This is a genomic window from Yoonia sp. 67-2, from assembly GCF_035117555.1.
GTDB lineage: Bacteria > Pseudomonadota > Alphaproteobacteria > Rhodobacterales > Rhodobacteraceae > Yoonia.
Genome location: NZ_JAYKPK010000003.1, coordinates 337661 through 354001, shown reverse-complemented (window position 1 = coordinate 354001; position 16341 = coordinate 337661). Strand labels below are relative to the sequence as shown.

The following is a 16341-nucleotide window of genomic DNA, read 5'->3' as shown; positions in this document are numbered from 1 at the left end:
TTAAAGCACCTCGATCCGGTAGCTCTCGATGACAGTATTGGCGAGCAGCTTGTCACACATCTGCACAATCACCTCTTCTGAGGTGCCATCCGCCAGATCCAGTTCGATCACCTTGCCCTGCCGCACGCCCTGCACCCCGTCAAAGCCCAGATTGCCAAGCGCATGGCGCACCGCCTCGCCCTGCGGATCCAGCACGCCGGTTTTCAACATCACATATACACGTGCCTTCATGGCCTTGCCTCGCTTTGGATTCTCAGTTGATCAGCGTCGGCTTGGGCCGATGCGTGACATTGGATGGCATCACGCCCAGACGGCGGGCGACCTCGGTATAGGCGTCAGTCAGATTGCCCAGATCGCGGCGGAACACATCCTTGTCCAGCTTCTGACCCGTCTCGATATCCCACAACCGGCAACTATCGGGGCTGATCTCATCGGCCAGCAACAGTCGTGGGAATTCATTGTCCCAGACCCGACCGACCTCGATCTTGAAATCCACCAGCTTGATGCCGACGCCATACATGACACCCGACATCCAGTCATTGACCCGCAGGGCCAGACTGACGATATCATCCATATCCTGCTGACTGGCCCAACCAAAGGCGATGATATATTCCTCAGGCACCAAAGGATCGCCCAGGGCGTCGTCCTTATAGGAAAATTCCACGATCGGCCGTGGCAATTGCGTGCCTTCCTCGATCCCCATGCGTTTCGCCATCGATCCGGCGGCAACATTGCGCACGATGATTTCCAGCGGGATGATTTCCACCTGACGGATCAATTGTTCGCGCATGTTCAGACGGCGGATGAAATGTGTCGGAATGCCAATCGTGCCAAGGCCGGTCATGAAAAATTCACTCAACCGGTTGTTCAGCACGCCTTTGCCTTCGATGACCGCACGCTTTTCCGCGTTGAAGGCTGTCGCATCATCCTTGAAATATTGCACCAAAGTGCCTGGCTCGGGGCCTTCATACAGGATTTTTGCTTTGCCTTCGTAAATCTTTTTGCGGCGCGCCATCTTCACCCCTTACCTTTGTGATGCCCTTGCGGGCAGCGTCATCCCCGCGTCTTAGTGCATGCCCCCCTTGCGGGCAAGCACCTGCAAGGCCATATCTGGTGCGACACCAATCAACGGGGATCACATATGTCCAGTTTCGATGACCGCGCCAAGTCTTTTGAAAACAAATTCGCCCATGACGCCGAAATGCAGTTCAAGGCCGAAGCCCGCCGCAACAAGCTGTTGGGCCTCTGGGCCGCAGGACTGCTTGGCAAATCTGACGACGAAGCCGCCGCCTATGTGACCGAGGTCATCAAATCCGATTTCGAAGAAGCCGGCGACGAAGACGTGTTCCGCAAACTCGCCAAGGACCTGGCCGGTCGCGCGGATGAGGCGACGATCCGCAGCAAGATGGCCACTCTTCTGGTCGAGGCGAAAGCCCAGGTCATGACCGAACTCTGAAAGCGCTGATATGACCAACGCCCTGTCCAAATTGCTGGAAACCCGCGACTGGCTGATGGCCGACGGGGCGACGGGTACAACTTTGTTCAACATGGGGCTGATGTCGGGCGACGCTCCCGAAATGTGGAACCTTGACCAGCCAGACAAGATCCGCAGCCTTTACAAAGGCGCTGCCGATGCGGGCAGCGATATCTTCCTGACCAATTCTTTCGGTGGCAATGCGTCCCGGCTGAAACTGCATGGCGCAGAAAGTCAGGTGCATGAACTGAACAAAGTCGCCGCTGCTTTGGGCCGCGAAATCGCCGATGCATCCGGCCGCGTGATCGTCGTGGCCGGTTCCGTGGGACCCACGGGTGAAATCATGGCGCCTATGGGCAGCCTGACCCATGAGATTGCCGTAGAAATGTTTCATGAACAGGCCGAAGGGCTCAAAGCCGGTGGCGCAGATGTCCTTTGGGTCGAAACAATCTCTGCCGCCGAAGAATTCGCCGCCGCCGCCGAGGCTTTTGCGCGCGCCGATATGCCCTGGTGCGGCACGATGAGCTTTGACACCGCCGGGCGCACGATGATGGGCCTGACCTCTGCCGATATGGTCAAGAAGGTCGGCAAGCTGGCGCATCAACCTTTGGCTTTCGGGGCCAATTGCGGTGTTGGTGCGTCAGACCTGCTGCGCACAATGCTGGGCTTCGCCGCCGCAGGCCCGACCCTGCCGGTGATCGCCAAAGGCAATGCCGGTATCCCGAAATATCACGACGGCCATATCCATTACGATGGCACGCCCGAATTGATGGCCGATTACGCCGTGCTGGCCCGCGATGCCGGTGCCACGATCATCGGCGGCTGCTGCGGCACCACGCCCGACCATCTGCGCGCGATGCGGCACGCGCTGGAAACAAGGCCGAAAGGCCCCGCCCCGACGCTGGATGCGATCACCGCCGCGATGGGCGGCTTCTCCTCTGCCTCCGACGGCACAGATGGTGCCGGGCCAGAGGCATCACCCCGCCGTGGCCGCCGCGCAAGGCCCGCGCCATAGGTTTTTGCGGCAGGCAATCACCAAAACCTTCCCCGCGGGGAAGATATCAGCCGACCCCATCCGAGGCGGTCAGCCGGGTCGCAAAACCTTCCCCGCGGGGAAGATTCCCTCGCTTTGTTCCAAGTACTCCCGCGCGGAGCGCATAAAAGTGAAATCCCGCCCTCAGAACAGCGACAGCTGATCACCTTTCTGCGGCGGTCTGGCGAACAGATCCGTCCGCAACGGCGCCAACGACCGATCCAGCCCCAACCGCGTGGCCGCCAGTTTGAACCTTTGCTGCGTGATCTTGGCCCAGACACCCTGCCCCTGCATCCGTTTGCCGAATTCAGGATCGTAATCGCGCCCGCCATGCAGCGCCCGCACCCGCCCCATGATCCTTGCCGCGCGGTCAGGATATTGCGCCTCCAGCCAGTCCTTGAACAGTCCCGCCACCTCCAGCGGCAGGCGCAGCATGATGCAGGATGCGGCGACTGCACCTGCGGCATGGGCGGCTTCCAGTATCGCCTCAAGCTCATGATCGGTCAGCGCGGGCACCACGGGCGATACCATCACCCGGACCGGCACGCCGGCATCGCTCAACGCCCTGATCACCCGCAACCGCGCCGCAGGCAAAGGCACCCGGGGTTCCATTGCGCGCGACGTCTTTGGGTCGAGCGTCGTGATCGAAATGCCCACGCGGACCAACCCCTTGGCCGCCATCTCGCCCAAGATATCCACGTCGCGGGTGATCAGCGTGCCTTTGGTCACGATGGCGACAGGATGGTTGAAATCGCGCAACACCTCCAACACCGCGCGCATGATCCTGCGATCTTTTTCAATCGGCTGATAGGCATCTGTATTGGTGCCAATGGCAATCGTCGCGGGTTTGTAGCGCGGGTTGGACAATTCCTTGCGCAATTGTTCCGCCGCATTGGGCCGGGCGATCAGCTGGGTTTCAAAATCCAGCCCCGGTGACAGGCCCAGAAACGCATGGCTGGGCCGCGCATAGCAATAGATGCAGCCATGTTCGCAACCGCGATAGGGGTTGATCGACCGGTCGAACGACAGATCGGGCGATGTGTTGCGGCTGATCACCTTGCCGATCTGTTCGTCGCTGACCTGCGTGCGCAAGACCGGCAGATCATCATCGTGATACCAGCCATCATCCACCGCCTCGGACGCCAGCCTATCAAACCGCACTGCCGGATTGCCCGCTGCAGCGCGGCCCGGTGTGCGGTGGTAGGTGCGAGTCAGATCGTGATCCATGGCTCACACTGGAACAAATGCAGAACACACGCAAGCCCGCGTCGGTCCTACCGCGATGAATGTCGCAATTCTGCCAATGGGCGCGCGGAAATAGGCGCACACAGAACCAACCGCATCCGATGAGGCATCCCATGTCCGACGACGACGAGATCATCCTTTCCGAACTCAGCGACGAAGACCTTGTCGCGCAGATGTATGATGACCTTTACGACGGCATGAAGGAAGAGATCGAGGAAGGTGTGAACATCCTGATCGCCCGCGGCTGGACCCCCTACCGCGTGCTGACCGAGGCTTTGGTCGGCGGCATGACCATCGTCGGCCATGATTTCCGCGATGGCATTTTGTTTGTGCCAGAGGTGCTGCTGGCTGCCAATGCGATGAAAGGCGGGATGACGATCCTGAAGCCGCTGCTGATCGCCACCGGCGCGCCGCGTGTCGGCAAGATGGTGATCGGCACCGTCAAAGGTGACATCCACGACATCGGCAAGAACCTTGTCGGCATGATGATGGAAGGTGCGGGTTTCGAGGTGGTCGATCTGGGCATCAACAACGCGGTCGAGGGCTATCTGGCGGCGCTGGAATCGGAAAAGCCCGATATCCTCGGCATGTCGGCCCTACTGACCACGACGATGCCTTATATGAAGGTGGTGATTGATACTTTGGTCGAAAAAGGCATGCGCGACGATTACATCGTGCTGGTCGGCGGCGCGCCGTTGAACGAGGAATTCAGCCGCGCCATCGGGGCCGATGCCTATTGCCGCGATGCCGCTGTCGCGGTGGAAACTGCCAAGACATTGATCGCGCGCAAGCATAATCAGGGGCAGACCCTCGCCTGACCCCTTTTTTCAGGCGGGCAGCAGGCCTATCTTTGATACAGAGGAGGCCCTTATGCCATTTGAAAAACTTACCGTGATCCTGTTGGTTGTGATCGCTGCAGCCGGAGTGACTGTGTGGATTGCGCTGTCGCTGGTCAGCGGCACATCCTTGTCGCCCTTTGTCGGCCTGTCGCTACTGAGCATCGCGGCCCTGCTTGCCGCAGTGCTGGTGCGCCGCCTGTCGTGATTGCGGATACTGCGCTGACGCAGAACGGCGTCCCGCCCAGCGGTCAGGGCCAGATCCTGCTGATCGCCTGCGGTGCGCTGGCGCGGGAAATCCTTGTGCTGAAGGCCGCGAATGGCTGGCACCACCTGGACCTGCATTGTCTGCCCGCGATCCTGCATAACCACCCCGACCGGATCATTCCCGCCCTGCGCGCGGCTGTTGCGCAACATCGCGCGGATTATCATGATATCTTCGTCGTCTATGCCGATTGTGGCACAGGCGGTCTGTTGCATGCGGCCTGCGATGAGATGGGCCTGCGCATGGTCCCCGGCCCGCATTGCTATGCGTTTTTTGAAGGGGTGGATGCCTTTGCCGCGCATGGGGAAATCAGCGCCTTCTACCTGACCGATTTTCTGGTCCGGCAGTTTGATGCCTTTGTCTGGGAACCGCTTGGCCTGCACAAACATCCTGCCCTGCGGGATATGTATTTCGGGAATTACACCAAACTGGTCTATCAGGCGCAGACCGATGACCCTGCCCTGACCGCCAAGGCGCAGGATTGCGCCACGCGTCTGGGTCTGGCGTTTGAGCGTCGTTTCACCGGCTATGGCGATCTGGTGGCAAGTCTGGCTGCGGTCAAACCGCCGCCGCAGCCGTCGATCTGATCCGTTCCACCATGGCGCGCAACCCGTTGGAGCGTTGGGCCGACAGATGGTCATTCAGCCCCAAACGGCCCAAAGCGGCAGGCGCATCGATCTTGACGACCTCATCCACCGGCTGTTCGTCATAAAGCGCGCGCAGCACCGCGATCAGGCCCTGTACGATCATCGCATCGCTTGCGCCGCGAAAGGTAAAGACACCGTCATTGATCTGTGGGACCAGCCAGACCTGACTGGCGCAGCCATCGACCTTGGTGGCGGGGACGCGCAGCTCCTCTTCCAGCGGGTCCATCGCCTTGCCCATGTCGATGACATGGCGATAGCGATCTTCCCAATCGTCAAGGAATTCAAAGGTTTCGACGAGTTCTTCAAAGGCGGGATTGGTCATGATCTGCTTTCCATTGGTGCTGCGTGATCTAGCCTAAAGCGGGACAGTGACCACCCTTTGCCCCTTGACCGCAAGGCCGACCTTGCCTTCGCACAATTGCAGGGCCGCATCGCCGAACACCTCGCGCCGCCAGCCTTTCAGCGCGGGCACGTCGCGTTCACCGGCGGCCAAAGCATCCAGATCAGCGGATGATGCGATCAGTTTCGACGCGACACCGGCATCATCGGTGACCGATTTCAGCAGGACCCGCAGCATATCGGCGATAGCGGGATTGACCTGCAGTTTCGCGCGGCTGAGGTCGGGCTGCGGCAGATCGCCGGGTTTGGCGGCCAGACCGGCCTTAATACTGGCCAGAATGCCATCGGCGATATCGCCCTTGCGGGCTTCGCGCAGCAACAGACGCGACCGGCCTAAATCCTGTTCATTCAAGGGCTTGGTAGAGGCAAGTTCAACCAAAGCATCATCTTTGTAGACCCGGCTGCGGGGGATATCGCGCACTTGCGCGTAGGCCTCACGGAACTTTGCCAGCTCCCGCACGATGGCCAGAAACCGGCCCGATGATGTGCGTGTCTTCACCCGCATCCAGGCCTCATCAGGGTCAGAATGATAGGTGGCGGGGTCTTTGAGGACGGCCATTTCCTCATCCACCCATTTCGCGCGGCCGGATTTCTTCAGCCGGTCTGACAGATATTCATAGACATCGCGCAGATGGGTGACATCTGCCAAAGCATATTCCGCCTGCGCATCGGTCAAGGGGCGGCGCGACCAATCGGTGAAGCGGGAGGATTTATCGACCTCCGCCTTGGCGATCTTGCGCACCAAAGTTTCATAGCCCGCCTGTTCGCCAAAGCCGCAGACCATCGCGGCGACCTGCGTGTCGAACAAGGGCGCGGGGATCACGCTGGCATTGACCTGAAAAATCTCAAGATCTTGCCGCGCGGCATGAAAGACTTTGACGACGCCGGGATCGCGGAACAATTCATACATCGGTTCGAGTGACAGGCCATCGGCCAAAGGATCGACCAGCACGGCATCCTCGCCCGCGCCGTCGCGGTAGGCCATCTGCACAAGGCAAAGCTTGGAATAATAGGTGCGTTCGCGCAGAAATTCAGTGTCAACGGTCACATAGGGACGCTGTGCCGCTTGTGCGCAAAATGCAGCAAGGTCGTCTGTCGTCGTGATGATCTTCATGCCAATTCCAACATTTGTATCCCCGCTTGATAGGGCATCGCCCGCAGGATGAAAAGATCACCTATCCAGCATGACAGGCCGCAGGTCCCCCGCCGCAAAGCGACGCAAGACCGCAGGGTAAAGCGCATGTTCCAAAGGCAACAGACGCTGCGCGAGACTTTCCGGCGTATCCCCCGGCAGGACTGCCATCCGCGCCTGCCCCAGCACGGGCCCATCGTCCAAGGCGGCGGTCACCTGATGCACGGTGCAGCCATGGTGGCTGTCGCCTGCCTCCAACGCACGGGCATGGGTGTGCAGCCCGCGATATTTAGGCAAAAGCGACGGGTGGATGTTCAGAATGCGCCCTTCCCAAGGGCGGATGAAATCCGCGCCCAGAATGCGCATGAAGCCCGCAAGGCAGATGATATCGGGTTCGGCGGCGACCAGCGCGTCATGCAAAGCGGCCTCAAACGCGGCGCGGTCCTTGCCGAATGCCTTGTGGTCAATCGCCTGCACCGAGATGCCCATGTCGCGCGCTTTGGCTAAACCGCCTGCCTGCGGATCATTGGACAAAACCAGCACCGGGCGCGCAGGATGATCGCCAGTCATCGACTGGGCGAGGGCCACCATATTGGACCCGCCCCCAGAAATCAGGATCGCAACGCGCTTGGTCACACAAGCGTGCCTGTGTAACGGATGCCCGCGCCTGCCGTGACCGTGCCGATCTGATGTATTGTTTCGCCCGCCTCGCTCAGCAACGCTGTCAGCGCCTCGGCCTGCCCGGCATCAACCACCAGAACCATCCCGATCCCGGCATTGAAGGTTTTCAGCAATTCCGCCTGCGCCATGCCGCCGGTCTGCACCAGCCAGCCAAAGACCGGTGGCAAGACCCATGACCCCAGATCAATATCCGCGCCCAGATCATCCGGCAGCACACGCGGCAGGTTTTCGGTCAGCCCGCCGCCGGTGATATGCGCCAAAGCATGCACGCCGCCTGCCCGCACCGCCGCCAAGGCGGGCTGCACATAAAGCCGGGTTGGCGTCAAAAGCGCCTCGCCCAAAGTGCCATCCGCAAAAGGTGCCGCATCGGCCCAGCCCAAGCCCGACAGTTCCACAATCCGGCGCACCAGCGAATAGCCGTTGGAATGCACACCATCGGACGCCAGCCCCAGCAGCACATCGCCCGCCATGACACCGGCAGGCAGATCGGCACCGCGTTCCATCGCGCCCACGGCAAAACCCGCCAGATCGAAATCGCCGTCGTGATACATGCCCGGCATTTCCGCCGTCTCGCCGCCGATCAGGGCACAGCCAGAGGCTTCACAGCCCGCGGCGATGCCGTTGATGATCCGTGTCGCCTGATCCAGTTCCAGCTTGCCGGTGGCGAAATAATCCAGAAAGAACAAAGGCTCCGCGCCCTGACAGACCAGATCATTGACGCACATTGCGACCAGATCGATTCCGATCGTGTCAACATGGCCGGTATCAATCGCGATCCGCAGCTTGGTGCCGACGCCATCCGTTGCGGCGACCAAAATCGGATCGACATAACCCGCCGCTTTCATATCGAACAAAGCGCCAAAGCCACCCAGCCCCGCCATCACGCCGGGGCGCGCGGTGCGTTTGGCCGCAGGCTTGATCCGTTCCACCAGCGTATTGCCAGCATCGATATCCACACCGGCATCGGCATAAGTCAGGCCATTCTTGATCATCTGGGGCACCTTGTTTGTCTGGTTGCGTCTGCCGTTACCCGATGAACCCGCGCCGCGCAACGTTCACAGCGGTCTTTCGCACGATGCGTGCCTAAATATCCCGCCGCGCGGCAGTGCCGTTGTCGGGCCACAAACCCGCGCCGACCATGCGAGAAGGGTGATGCCCTCCCTTGGGATGCGCACAAACCAGCCCAAACAGCGCAAAGCCATCGGCAGTTTGCTGCCGCTTTTGCGTGGGTCCAGAGCTTTTACTGAGGTTCCGGATGGCGACAGCGAACCGGTATTCTTGGGGTGAGCAGCAGCAATGAAATTTACATTACCTATATTTATCAATATATTAACTAAATTTGCATAGGCAGATCATACCGCCCGTCTTCTGCATTTTCCGGAAGGACGAACAACCCTGTCCCCACAACCGCAACCGGAACCTGACCCGTTGTGGACCGTTGGTAGACCACAACTCACAACAAGAGGTGATCAAAATGATGACGAAGAATTTTCTGACGACAACCGCTCTGGGCCTGCTGCTGGCAACCACTACTGTCGCGCAGACCAATGCACCACCGCCACCTGCGGAAGATACAGCGCCAATGGACGGCACAGCCCCCATGACAGGTGACGGGATGACCGACGCCGAGGTGATGGAACCACAGACGCTGGAGGAAATGACCGTCGGCGATCTGACCGGGACTGACGTCACAGACTCCAATGGTGATTCCATCGGTAGCATCCGCGACGTGGTGCAAGGTGCCGGTGAGGCCGAAGCCGTGATCGGTATCGGTGGTTTCCTTGGGATTGGGCGCTATGACGTCACGCTGCCGCTTAGCGATCTGGACTACAACCCGGAAGACCGCAGCATTTCGGTCACGCTGACACGCGAAGAACTGGAAGCACTGCCGGAATTTGTTGATGCAGAGGTCGAAACGCTGCCATCAGAGACGCCATTGTCGACGATGGTGATGGAGCCTGCGGGCACAGATATGCCAGCCGCGACAGATGCTCCGGCAGCGACGGACGCGCCCGGAATTGACGATCCTGCGATGGACGCACCGGCAACAGATGATCCTGCAATGGATCCGATGGAACCGGCACCGGATGATACTGGCGACGCACCAACCAATAACTGAGCGTCTTCGTATCGATCTGTTCGAAATTGGGGGCTACCGAAAGGTGGCCTCCTCTTCTTGTCGCAGGACTAAACCGTCACTGTATCGTTCCTGACGATCCAGTGATCCGCAAAACAGCGCCAACCGCGCGCTTTTTGAGGTTGCTAATATCGTCCAGAGACGGAAACGCTGTTTTGTAACCTGCCGCCATGGCAGACCCTTGACCATTCCCACCGCGCCAATTACGCAATTCCGCAGGGGGGCCTGTAGCTCAATTGGTCAGAGCAGAGCGCTCATAACGCTTTGGTTGCGGGTTCAAGTCCTGCCGGGCCTACCAACCTCCCCTCCACTTCCCTGCGAAACCCCGCCAAAGCGCAAAGACGTGGGAACGTTTTGTCAGCATGGGCGTTGATCGCCGTGGGACAAGTGAAACGACATCGCCAAGATGGACAATGATGCATTTACGCGAAGGACGCTGCGCTGCGACATCATGCAGGCGCAGTGCGCTAGCGCGTGTCATGATCATGTGAGGTGCCGTAGGGCAAGATCAACCCGACAGGAATGCATCATGTTTGCAATCTTTCAGACCGGCGCAGAATGTTTCGCGTCCCGGCCACCACGCGCCGGGTGCGCGCCGCAAAATCGTGGCTATGCCACAATCATATCAGATGAGGTGTCACTTTGACCGTCGTTCCCAATCGCCAAGAAAGCAGATCACTGCATTTGCGGCCCCGGCCTGTGTCACTTTTGGTTCTGGCGGGGCTTTTGATCCTGATCCTGATCCTCGTGCCCGATGTCTTGCTCGTGGTCTTCACCGGGCTGCTTTTCGGCGTGTTCTTTGGCGGCGGCGGCGATTGGTTGGCACGGCATCTGGGGTTCCACAGGATATGGGGGATTGTGGTCATCATTGTCGGGATCATTTTGGCCCTTGCGATCTTCGGGATCGCTTTTGCACCCGTCGCGATTGATCAGTTTGAACAATTATCCGAGCGCGTTCCCGAAGCGATTGACGATCTGCACGAACGCGTCTCGCAATATTCCTGGGGTGAGCAATTGTTGCAGCGCGCAACACCCAGTGCCTTCATGTCAGAAGGTGGCGGTGCCTCTGCCGCAGGTGCGGTGACGTCAACCTTCGGGGCTTTGGGCAATTTCGTCATCATGCTTTTCATCGGGCTTTATGTCGCCCTGGCCCCCGCGACCTATCGCGAGGGGCTGATCTACATGCTTGCCCCGTCGCTGCGGTCCGATGGCAAAGAGGTGCTGACCAAATCCGTCAACACCTTGAAACGCTGGCTGGTGGCACAGCTTTTCGCCATGTCGATTGTTGGTGTTCTGACATGGCTGGGTCTGTGGATGATCGGCGTGCCGCTGGCGCCGGTTCTGGGGTTGATCGCAGCACTTCTGGCCTTCATTCCCAATATCGGCCCGATCATTGCTGCTGTGCCAGCCGTTCTGCTGGGGTTTTCCGAAGGACAGACCACCGCCCTGTTGGTCATCGGCGTCTATGTCGCGGTGCAGGCGCTGGAAAGCTATATCATCACCCCGCTCATCCAGCAGGATCAGGTCTCGCTGCCGCCGGCGCTGATCATCGCGGCACAGCTGTTGATGGGCACGTTGTTCGGCATATTGGGGCTTGCCCTTGCCACGCCCCTGGCCGCTGTCGGTCTGACGCTGGTGAAGGAGACTTATCTGCGCCGCTATCTTGACCGCGAAGGTCAGGCTGCGCAGGGCGCGCCATAATGCGCCAGAATTTGAACTTGAACAGGCAGGCCCCATTATGAATGACACATTGATCTGGGTCGGGATCATCTTTTGTATCTCGCAATCCGCGCTTTTTTCGGGGTCGAATATCGCGGTTTTCAGCCTGAGCCGCCTGCGGTTGGAAGCTGCTGCAGCGGCGGGTGACAAAAGTGCTGCCAGCGCGCTGGAATTGCGGCGTGATGCGAATTTCACGCTTGTCACCATTCTGATGGGAAATGTGGCCATCAATGTCCTGCTGACGATGCTGGCGGATTCCGTGATGGTGGGCGTCTTTGCCTTTCTTTTCTCGACGGTGGTGATCACCGCCATCGGTGAAATTGTCCCGCAGGCCTATTTCTCGCGCAATGCCTTGCAGGCGGTGTCGATCTTTGCGCCTGTGCTGAAATTCTATCGCATCCTGTTCTGGCCGATCGCCAAGCCGACGGCGCATTTGCTGGATCTTTGGGTCGGGGCCGAGACGATCCCGTGGTTTCGCGAGCGTGAATTGCGCAGTATCTTGCGTTTTCATGCTGAAAACGACGCGAGCGAAGTTGGGCCGATTGAGGCTATCGGGGCGATCAACTTTCTCGCGCTGGATGATCTTGTGGTCAGTGATCAAGGCAGCCGGATCGACCCCGCCAGTATCATCAAGATCGAGTTTGATGCAGATCAGCCGGTTTTTCCGGCACAGGATGGATCGATGCCCGATGCGTTTTGCGACAGATTGCTGGCCTCGGGCCAAAAATGGATCGTGCTGACTGATCTGCATGATCAGCCACGGCTGCTGCTGAATACGCTCAACCTTCTGCGGGCGCGCGCGGGATCTGAAACTGCGGTCGCAGCCGTGGATTTCTGCCATGCCCCTGTCGTGCTGACCGACACCGGTGCCACGCTTGATTTCGCGCTGCAATTGCTGGCCAAACAGCGCAAAGACGACCCCGCGCATGATGAAACCGTTCTGCTGGTCTGGACCGCGGAAGAGAAACGCGTGATCACCGGGTCCGATGTTTTGCGTTGTTTGCTGCGCGGAATGGACCACCCTGCCAAAGCCAGTGGCGCGTAGCGGCGCAAGGCGTCACACCCGCCCGGGCGTGATCCGATGCCAGATACTTGATGGCGAGGAACCGCCATACTATGCTCCACCCCGACGTGTATTTGAGTAACGCCGTTTTTGAGTATGATCATTGAGAAATGAATGGAGATTTAGCCGTGCCAAGTAAATCTAATGCCGCAGCCAGCGACGATATTTGGGACGAACAACGCTTGCGCATCGCGTCAGAGGCGGCTGGCGTAGCGCTATGGTCCTGGCATGTCGACACAGACGAATTGCGGATGGATGCGCGGGCCTTTGAAATCTGGGGTATTCCACCCAAAAGCACGATTACATTCGAAGAATTATCAACCCGCGTTTTCCCCGCTGATGTGGATAAAGTGCGTGATTCATTCAACGCGACACGCGAAGTCACCGGTCCCTATGAAATTGATTTCCGTATTCTGCATGGGGAAGACGTGCGATGGGTATCGGCCCGGGGCCGTGGCGATGATGAAGGCATCAGGCAGCGGATCATGCATGGCGTATTTCTGGATGTGACTTATCGCAAGCTGGCTGAAGAAGAGCGTGAGTTGATTACAAAAGAGATGAATCATCGCATCAAGAACCTGTTCAGCGTGTCATCGTCGCTGGCCTCGATTGCCGCTAGAAGCTCTGATTCAAAAGAATCAATGCTGCAGGACCTGACCCTACGCCTGCGTGGCCTTGCCGCTGCGCATGAACTTATCCTGCCGACCTTCAACGACAAGAAACATTCGGTGACGATCCGGGATCTTCTGACCACGCTGTTGAAGGCCTATATGCTCGACACAGCCGACGGCCAGACTGTCCATATCACGGGCGACGATGTGACCGTGGGTGAAAGCTCGATCAAATCGATTGCGATGCTGATTCACGAATTGGCCACAAATTCGGTTAAATACGGCGCGTTGTCACAGAATAGCGGACAGCTCACCCTGACCAGCCGCGACGAGGCGGATGAGGTTCAGGTTGAGTGGCATGAAACCGGCGCCCCGCCGCCTGCCGATGTTACAAAACAGCAAGGGTTTGGCAGCGAAATGATGGACCGTGTGATCAGACAGGTAAATGGGTCGATCAGCCGCGATTGGACCGAAGACGGGTTAATCGTCACGCTGCGCATGGATAAGGCACTTCTGAGCGTTTGAACGGCTTTCCGCAAGATGCGGAATAAGCATCAGGTCTGCGGCGGTGTTCGGGCGAACATCTGTTTTTTGGCTGGCATCAAGGAACAATTTTACCAATGCGGGCAAAGATGATGACCCTGTTTTGCGCATTACGCTGGCGCGGTGATATTCGACTGTGCGCTGATTAATCGCGAGTTCATAGGCGATCTGCTTGTTCGGCAAGCCTTCGATGATCAGCATCATCACCTCATGCTCTCGCGGCGTCAGAGTTCCCAGCACGGCTTTAGCTGCGTTCAAGCTTTGCTGCTGTGCGCGTGTTTCACTGTGCCGTTGCAGCGCGTTTTCGACAGCTGCCAATAGTTTTGACCGCTCCGGCGGCTTTTCGATATAGTCGATCGCCCCTGCTTTCATCGCCATGACCGCAGTGGCGGAATCGTCCTGGCCGGTCAGCATGACCACAGGGATTGGTGAGTTTTCGCGCGCAAGATGTTCAACCATGGCAAGACCGGTGATCCCCGGCAACATGATGTCAACCACGAGGCAGGCCGGGCCTGCGGGGCGTGGGGATTCCAGAAACGCCTCTGCCGAATAATGTTCGCAGACAATCCAGCCGGCGTTTTCAAACAGAAGCCGTTCGTCTTCGCGTATGGCCGGGTCGTCTTCAATCAGATGAATGACCGGAATAGCGGCATCTGCGTGGTCAGAGACGTCTTCACGCTCTGCCGGTTTAACGATGGGGTGGTTCTGTGCCATGATCGTATCTGTCAATTCGATATCTCTGGCGAACTAACCTGCAATGGCGGCATTGGTTCCGTGTCGCGCCGCGGCTGCGCATGATTTTGCCTTGTGCTCTGACCAGCATGCAACCGATGGAACCCGTTTGCCGGACGGGCGTTGACGTCCATTAAGCGTTACGGGTGCACACCGTTATCATATCGACGGTCTTCATCTGTAACGACATCCAGAGTTAGGAAAATTATGTGCCGCGTCCTTGCCTATATCGGGCCTGAAATACCGATGGAAAGCCTTCTGCTGGAACCCGAAAACAGCCTGATCAATCAAAGCCTTGATCCCAAATTGCATCCGCAGATGCAACTGGCTGGTTGGGGTTTTGGATTGTGGAGCGACCACCTTTTGAAACCGGAAGAGCCGTTTTTGTACCACCGGCCGATGCCTGCCTTTTATGACGATAATGCCGTCGGGATCATTCCCAGCCTTCAGGGCAGCACCATGCTCGCCCATGTCAGGGCTGCGGATTACAATGCACTGACCGTGCTGGCGGATGAAAACTGCCATCCGTTTTCCTTTGATGAAACCCCGTGGATCATCGCACATAACGGGTCCTTGCCCCATTGGCGGCTGTTGCAGCGCGAATTGCTGCAACATTGCGATGATAGATATCTGAAACAGATGCGCGGCACTGCTGACACAGAGTTTCTGTATGTTCTGCTGTTGTCACTGCTTGACGGCGACAGTGACGCGGATGTGCAGACAGGGTTTGAGAAACTGTTAAACCTCATTCTTGAGGCGATGAAAAAGCTGGATCTGATCGCGCTGACCAAGCTGAAAATCGCCCTTGTCGCGCCCAACCGGATCATCGGGGTCAATTACGGTGTCGGGCACGAAGGCGAGACCGCCCCAAAGGGTGACTGGAAAGAGCTGCGCAAGGCAGGCCCCGAAACCGAGGATTACGATCTGTCCATGCTGTTGGAGCCGATGTATCTGCTGATCGGGAGGAATTTTCAGGACCATGCGAAATCCTATGAAGTCGATTCCTGCCCGGTGGAGGAAGCAACATCCGCGATCTTCGCCTCTGAACCGCTGACGGATGACCATGACGCATGGCTGAACATAAACTTTGGCGAAATCGTCTCGCTTGCGCGCAAGGACGGGAACATCACCAAGACGTTGCGCAAACTGAACCTGTGAATGGCGGATCGTTACCAAAATTTTGCGGAACTGGTTGCCGATACCCAGCCGGACATCCCGTTTCGCATCCGCTGCGATGATCGTGGCAGTTCTGTCGTGATCATCGCGCCGCATGGCGGCACGATTGAACCCGGCACATCAGAAATTGCTGCGGCCATTGCGGGCAGCGATCTGTCTTTCTATGCCTTTGAGGCTTTGCAGACTGGCGCGCATGGCGATTTCCACATCACCTCTCACCGCTTTGATGAACCCCGCGCGCTGGCACTTGTGGGCAGGTCACTGAAAGCTGTCGCCATCCATGGCCGCAAGGATGACGGGACCGAGGCGGTCTGGCTGGGCGGTCGCGCAACGCACCTGCGCGATGTGATTGGTGCCGCCCTGCGTGCTGCCGGGTTTGACGCCGAGGTCAACACGACCCTGCCGGGCAAACACGAAACCAATATCTGCAACCGGACAAGGTCAGGCGCGGGTGTGCAGCTGGAATTGCCACGGTCGCTGCGGCGCCGGTTGACGACACAGAATGATGATCTTGAGACGTTCTGCATGGCGATCCGGTCCGGCCTGCGCGATTGAAGGCGCAATCACCTCTGAAATTCGGTATACAAAGGCATACAGCCCTTCTCGCAAGGGTTGTTTTGCGCTATGACACCGCCAGAATCCAAGCAC

Annotated in this window: 19 protein-coding genes and 1 tRNA gene; 12 read left to right on the top strand and 8 right to left on the bottom strand. The window is 58.5% G+C overall.

Annotated elements, in window-relative coordinates; genetic code table 11:
- Together purS and purC are read right to left on the bottom strand one after the other, a co-directional pair.
- A complete protein-coding gene (gene purS, locus VOY09_RS07170) occupies positions 1–231 on the bottom strand; it encodes a phosphoribosylformylglycinamidine synthase subunit PurS (RefSeq protein WP_322893718.1) in 231 nt (76 codons plus the stop codon).
- A 22-nt stretch (positions 232–253) separates the two neighbouring features.
- Complete coding sequence (gene purC / locus VOY09_RS07165; RefSeq protein WP_322893717.1) at positions 254–1015, bottom strand: phosphoribosylaminoimidazolesuccinocarboxamide synthase; 762 nt, start codon at positions 1013–1015, stop codon at positions 254–256.
- Positions 1016–1141: 126 nt separating this feature from the next.
- Between purC and VOY09_RS07160 the strand changes: the two genes are divergently transcribed.
- Both VOY09_RS07160 and bmt read left to right on the top strand, forming a co-directional pair.
- The gene (locus VOY09_RS07160; RefSeq protein WP_322893716.1) at positions 1142–1456 is read left to right on the top strand and encodes a DUF1476 domain-containing protein; all 315 of its coding nucleotides are present in this window, start codon (positions 1142–1144) and stop codon (positions 1454–1456) included.
- A 10-nt stretch (positions 1457–1466) separates the two neighbouring features.
- Entirely contained in the window at positions 1467–2489 is a 1023-nt protein-coding gene (bmt, locus tag VOY09_RS07155; protein ID WP_322893715.1) for a betaine--homocysteine S-methyltransferase, read from the top strand.
- Positions 2490–2651: 162 nt separating this feature from the next.
- On the opposite strand, the gene VOY09_RS07150 is transcribed toward bmt, so the two are convergent.
- Positions 2652–3734: a PA0069 family radical SAM protein gene (locus VOY09_RS07150; RefSeq protein WP_322893714.1), complete on the bottom strand. Its 1083-nt coding sequence runs from the start codon at positions 3732–3734 to the stop codon at positions 2652–2654.
- A gap of 131 nt (positions 3735–3865) precedes the next feature.
- Here VOY09_RS07150 and VOY09_RS07145 point away from each other — a divergent pair, with 131 nt between their 5' ends.
- From VOY09_RS07145 to VOY09_RS07135, 3 genes are read left to right on the top strand one after another with little or no spacing between them, the layout of a single operon-like run.
- Complete coding sequence (locus VOY09_RS07145; RefSeq protein ID WP_322893713.1) at positions 3866–4570, top strand: B12-binding domain-containing protein; 705 nt, start codon at positions 3866–3868, stop codon at positions 4568–4570.
- Between the two features lie 52 nt (positions 4571–4622).
- Positions 4623–4796, top strand: a complete 174-nt coding sequence (locus VOY09_RS07140; RefSeq protein WP_322893712.1) for a hypothetical protein — start codon at positions 4623–4625, stop codon at positions 4794–4796.
- Positions 4793–5440 (top strand): DUF1638 domain-containing protein, encoded by a 648-nt coding sequence (locus VOY09_RS07135; RefSeq protein ID WP_322893710.1) that lies wholly within the window; start codon positions 4793–4795, stop codon positions 5438–5440. The genes VOY09_RS07140 and VOY09_RS07135 overlap by 4 nt, the downstream gene beginning before the upstream one ends.
- Here VOY09_RS07135 and VOY09_RS07130 read toward each other — a convergent pair.
- From VOY09_RS07130 to purM, 4 genes are read right to left on the bottom strand one after another with little or no spacing between them, the layout of a single operon-like run.
- Positions 5412–5822: a SufE family protein gene (locus VOY09_RS07130; RefSeq protein WP_322893708.1), complete on the bottom strand. Its 411-nt coding sequence runs from the start codon at positions 5820–5822 to the stop codon at positions 5412–5414. The genes VOY09_RS07135 and VOY09_RS07130 overlap by 29 nt on opposite strands.
- Before the next feature lie 33 nt (positions 5823–5855).
- On the bottom strand, positions 5856–7013 hold the full coding sequence (gene rnd / locus VOY09_RS07125; protein WP_322893707.1) for a ribonuclease D: 1158 nt from the start codon (positions 7011–7013) through the stop codon (positions 5856–5858).
- A 57-nt stretch (positions 7014–7070) separates the two neighbouring features.
- Positions 7071–7667 carry a phosphoribosylglycinamide formyltransferase gene (gene purN, locus VOY09_RS07120; RefSeq protein WP_322893706.1) on the bottom strand — a complete coding sequence of 199 codons (597 nt, stop codon included), beginning with the start codon at positions 7665–7667 and terminating at the stop codon, positions 7071–7073.
- A complete protein-coding gene (gene purM / locus VOY09_RS07115) occupies positions 7664–8704 on the bottom strand; it encodes a phosphoribosylformylglycinamidine cyclo-ligase (protein WP_322893705.1) in 1041 nt (346 codons plus the stop codon). The genes purN and purM overlap by 4 nt, the downstream gene beginning before the upstream one ends.
- A 482-nt stretch (positions 8705–9186) precedes the next feature.
- Here purM and VOY09_RS07110 point away from each other — a divergent pair, with 482 nt between their 5' ends.
- The 5 genes from VOY09_RS07110 (at position 9187) to VOY09_RS07090 (ending at position 13767) form a co-directional block, all read left to right on the top strand.
- Entirely contained in the window at positions 9187–9831 is a 645-nt protein-coding gene (locus VOY09_RS07110; RefSeq protein ID WP_322893704.1) for a PRC-barrel domain-containing protein, read from the top strand.
- Between the two features lie 239 nt (positions 9832–10070).
- Positions 10071–10147, top strand: a tRNA-Ile gene (locus VOY09_RS07105).
- Positions 10148–10548: 401 nt separating this feature from the next.
- Positions 10549–11550 carry an AI-2E family transporter gene (locus VOY09_RS07100; protein WP_322893703.1) on the top strand — a complete coding sequence of 334 codons (1002 nt, stop codon included), beginning with the start codon at positions 10549–10551 and terminating at the stop codon, positions 11548–11550.
- 37 nt (positions 11551–11587) lie between these two features.
- Positions 11588–12613: a DUF21 domain-containing protein gene (locus tag VOY09_RS07095; protein ID WP_322893702.1), complete on the top strand. Its 1026-nt coding sequence runs from the start codon at positions 11588–11590 to the stop codon at positions 12611–12613.
- A gap of 146 nt (positions 12614–12759) precedes the next feature.
- On the top strand, positions 12760–13767 hold the full coding sequence (locus VOY09_RS07090; protein WP_322893701.1) for a sensor histidine kinase: 1008 nt from the start codon (positions 12760–12762) through the stop codon (positions 13765–13767).
- Here the strand turns inward: VOY09_RS07090 and VOY09_RS07085 are convergent.
- On the bottom strand, positions 13723–14499 hold the full coding sequence (locus VOY09_RS07085; RefSeq protein ID WP_322893700.1) for a response regulator transcription factor: 777 nt from the start codon (positions 14497–14499) through the stop codon (positions 13723–13725). The genes VOY09_RS07090 and VOY09_RS07085 overlap by 45 nt on opposite strands.
- A 225-nt stretch (positions 14500–14724) precedes the next feature.
- On the opposite strand from VOY09_RS07085, the gene VOY09_RS07080 reads away from it, so the two are divergent.
- A complete protein-coding gene (locus VOY09_RS07080) occupies positions 14725–15675 on the top strand; it encodes a class II glutamine amidotransferase (RefSeq protein WP_322893699.1) in 951 nt (316 codons plus the stop codon).
- Positions 15676–16248, top strand: a complete 573-nt coding sequence (locus VOY09_RS07075; protein ID WP_322893698.1) for a poly-gamma-glutamate hydrolase family protein — start codon at positions 15676–15678, stop codon at positions 16246–16248.
- Positions 16249–16341 lie beyond the last annotated feature (93 nt).

What these genes read in the sequence shown, in the direction of transcription:
- purS (WP_322893718.1), bottom strand. Translation starts at nt 231, where the DNA reads ATGAAGGCACGTGTATATGTGATGTTGAAAACCGGCGTGCTGGATCCG.
- purC (WP_322893717.1), bottom strand. Translation starts at nt 1,015, where the DNA reads ATGGCGCGCCGCAAAAAGATTTACGAAGGCAAAGCAAAAATCCTGTAT.
- VOY09_RS07160 (WP_322893716.1), top strand. Translation starts at nt 1,142, where the DNA reads ATGTCCAGTTTCGATGACCGCGCCAAGTCTTTTGAAAACAAATTCGCC.
- bmt (WP_322893715.1), top strand. Translation starts at nt 1,467, where the DNA reads ATGACCAACGCCCTGTCCAAATTGCTGGAAACCCGCGACTGGCTGATG.
- VOY09_RS07150 (WP_322893714.1), bottom strand. Translation starts at nt 3,734, where the DNA reads ATGGATCACGATCTGACTCGCACCTACCACCGCACACCGGGCCGCGCT.
- VOY09_RS07145 (WP_322893713.1), top strand. Translation starts at nt 3,866, where the DNA reads ATGTCCGACGACGACGAGATCATCCTTTCCGAACTCAGCGACGAAGAC.
- VOY09_RS07140 (WP_322893712.1), top strand. Translation starts at nt 4,623, where the DNA reads ATGCCATTTGAAAAACTTACCGTGATCCTGTTGGTTGTGATCGCTGCA.
- VOY09_RS07130 (WP_322893708.1), bottom strand. Translation starts at nt 5,822, where the DNA reads ATGACCAATCCCGCCTTTGAAGAACTCGTCGAAACCTTTGAATTCCTT.
- rnd (WP_322893707.1), bottom strand. Translation starts at nt 7,013, where the DNA reads ATGAAGATCATCACGACGACAGACGACCTTGCTGCATTTTGCGCACAA.
- purM (WP_322893705.1), bottom strand. Translation starts at nt 8,704, where the DNA reads ATGATCAAGAATGGCCTGACTTATGCCGATGCCGGTGTGGATATCGAT.
- VOY09_RS07110 (WP_322893704.1), top strand. Translation starts at nt 9,187, where the DNA reads ATGATGACGAAGAATTTTCTGACGACAACCGCTCTGGGCCTGCTGCTG.
- VOY09_RS07095 (WP_322893702.1), top strand. Translation starts at nt 11,588, where the DNA reads ATGAATGACACATTGATCTGGGTCGGGATCATCTTTTGTATCTCGCAA.
- VOY09_RS07085 (WP_322893700.1), bottom strand. Translation starts at nt 14,499, where the DNA reads ATGGCACAGAACCACCCCATCGTTAAACCGGCAGAGCGTGAAGACGTC.
- VOY09_RS07080 (WP_322893699.1), top strand. Translation starts at nt 14,725, where the DNA reads ATGTGCCGCGTCCTTGCCTATATCGGGCCTGAAATACCGATGGAAAGC.
- VOY09_RS07075 (WP_322893698.1), top strand. Translation starts at nt 15,676, where the DNA reads ATGGCGGATCGTTACCAAAATTTTGCGGAACTGGTTGCCGATACCCAG.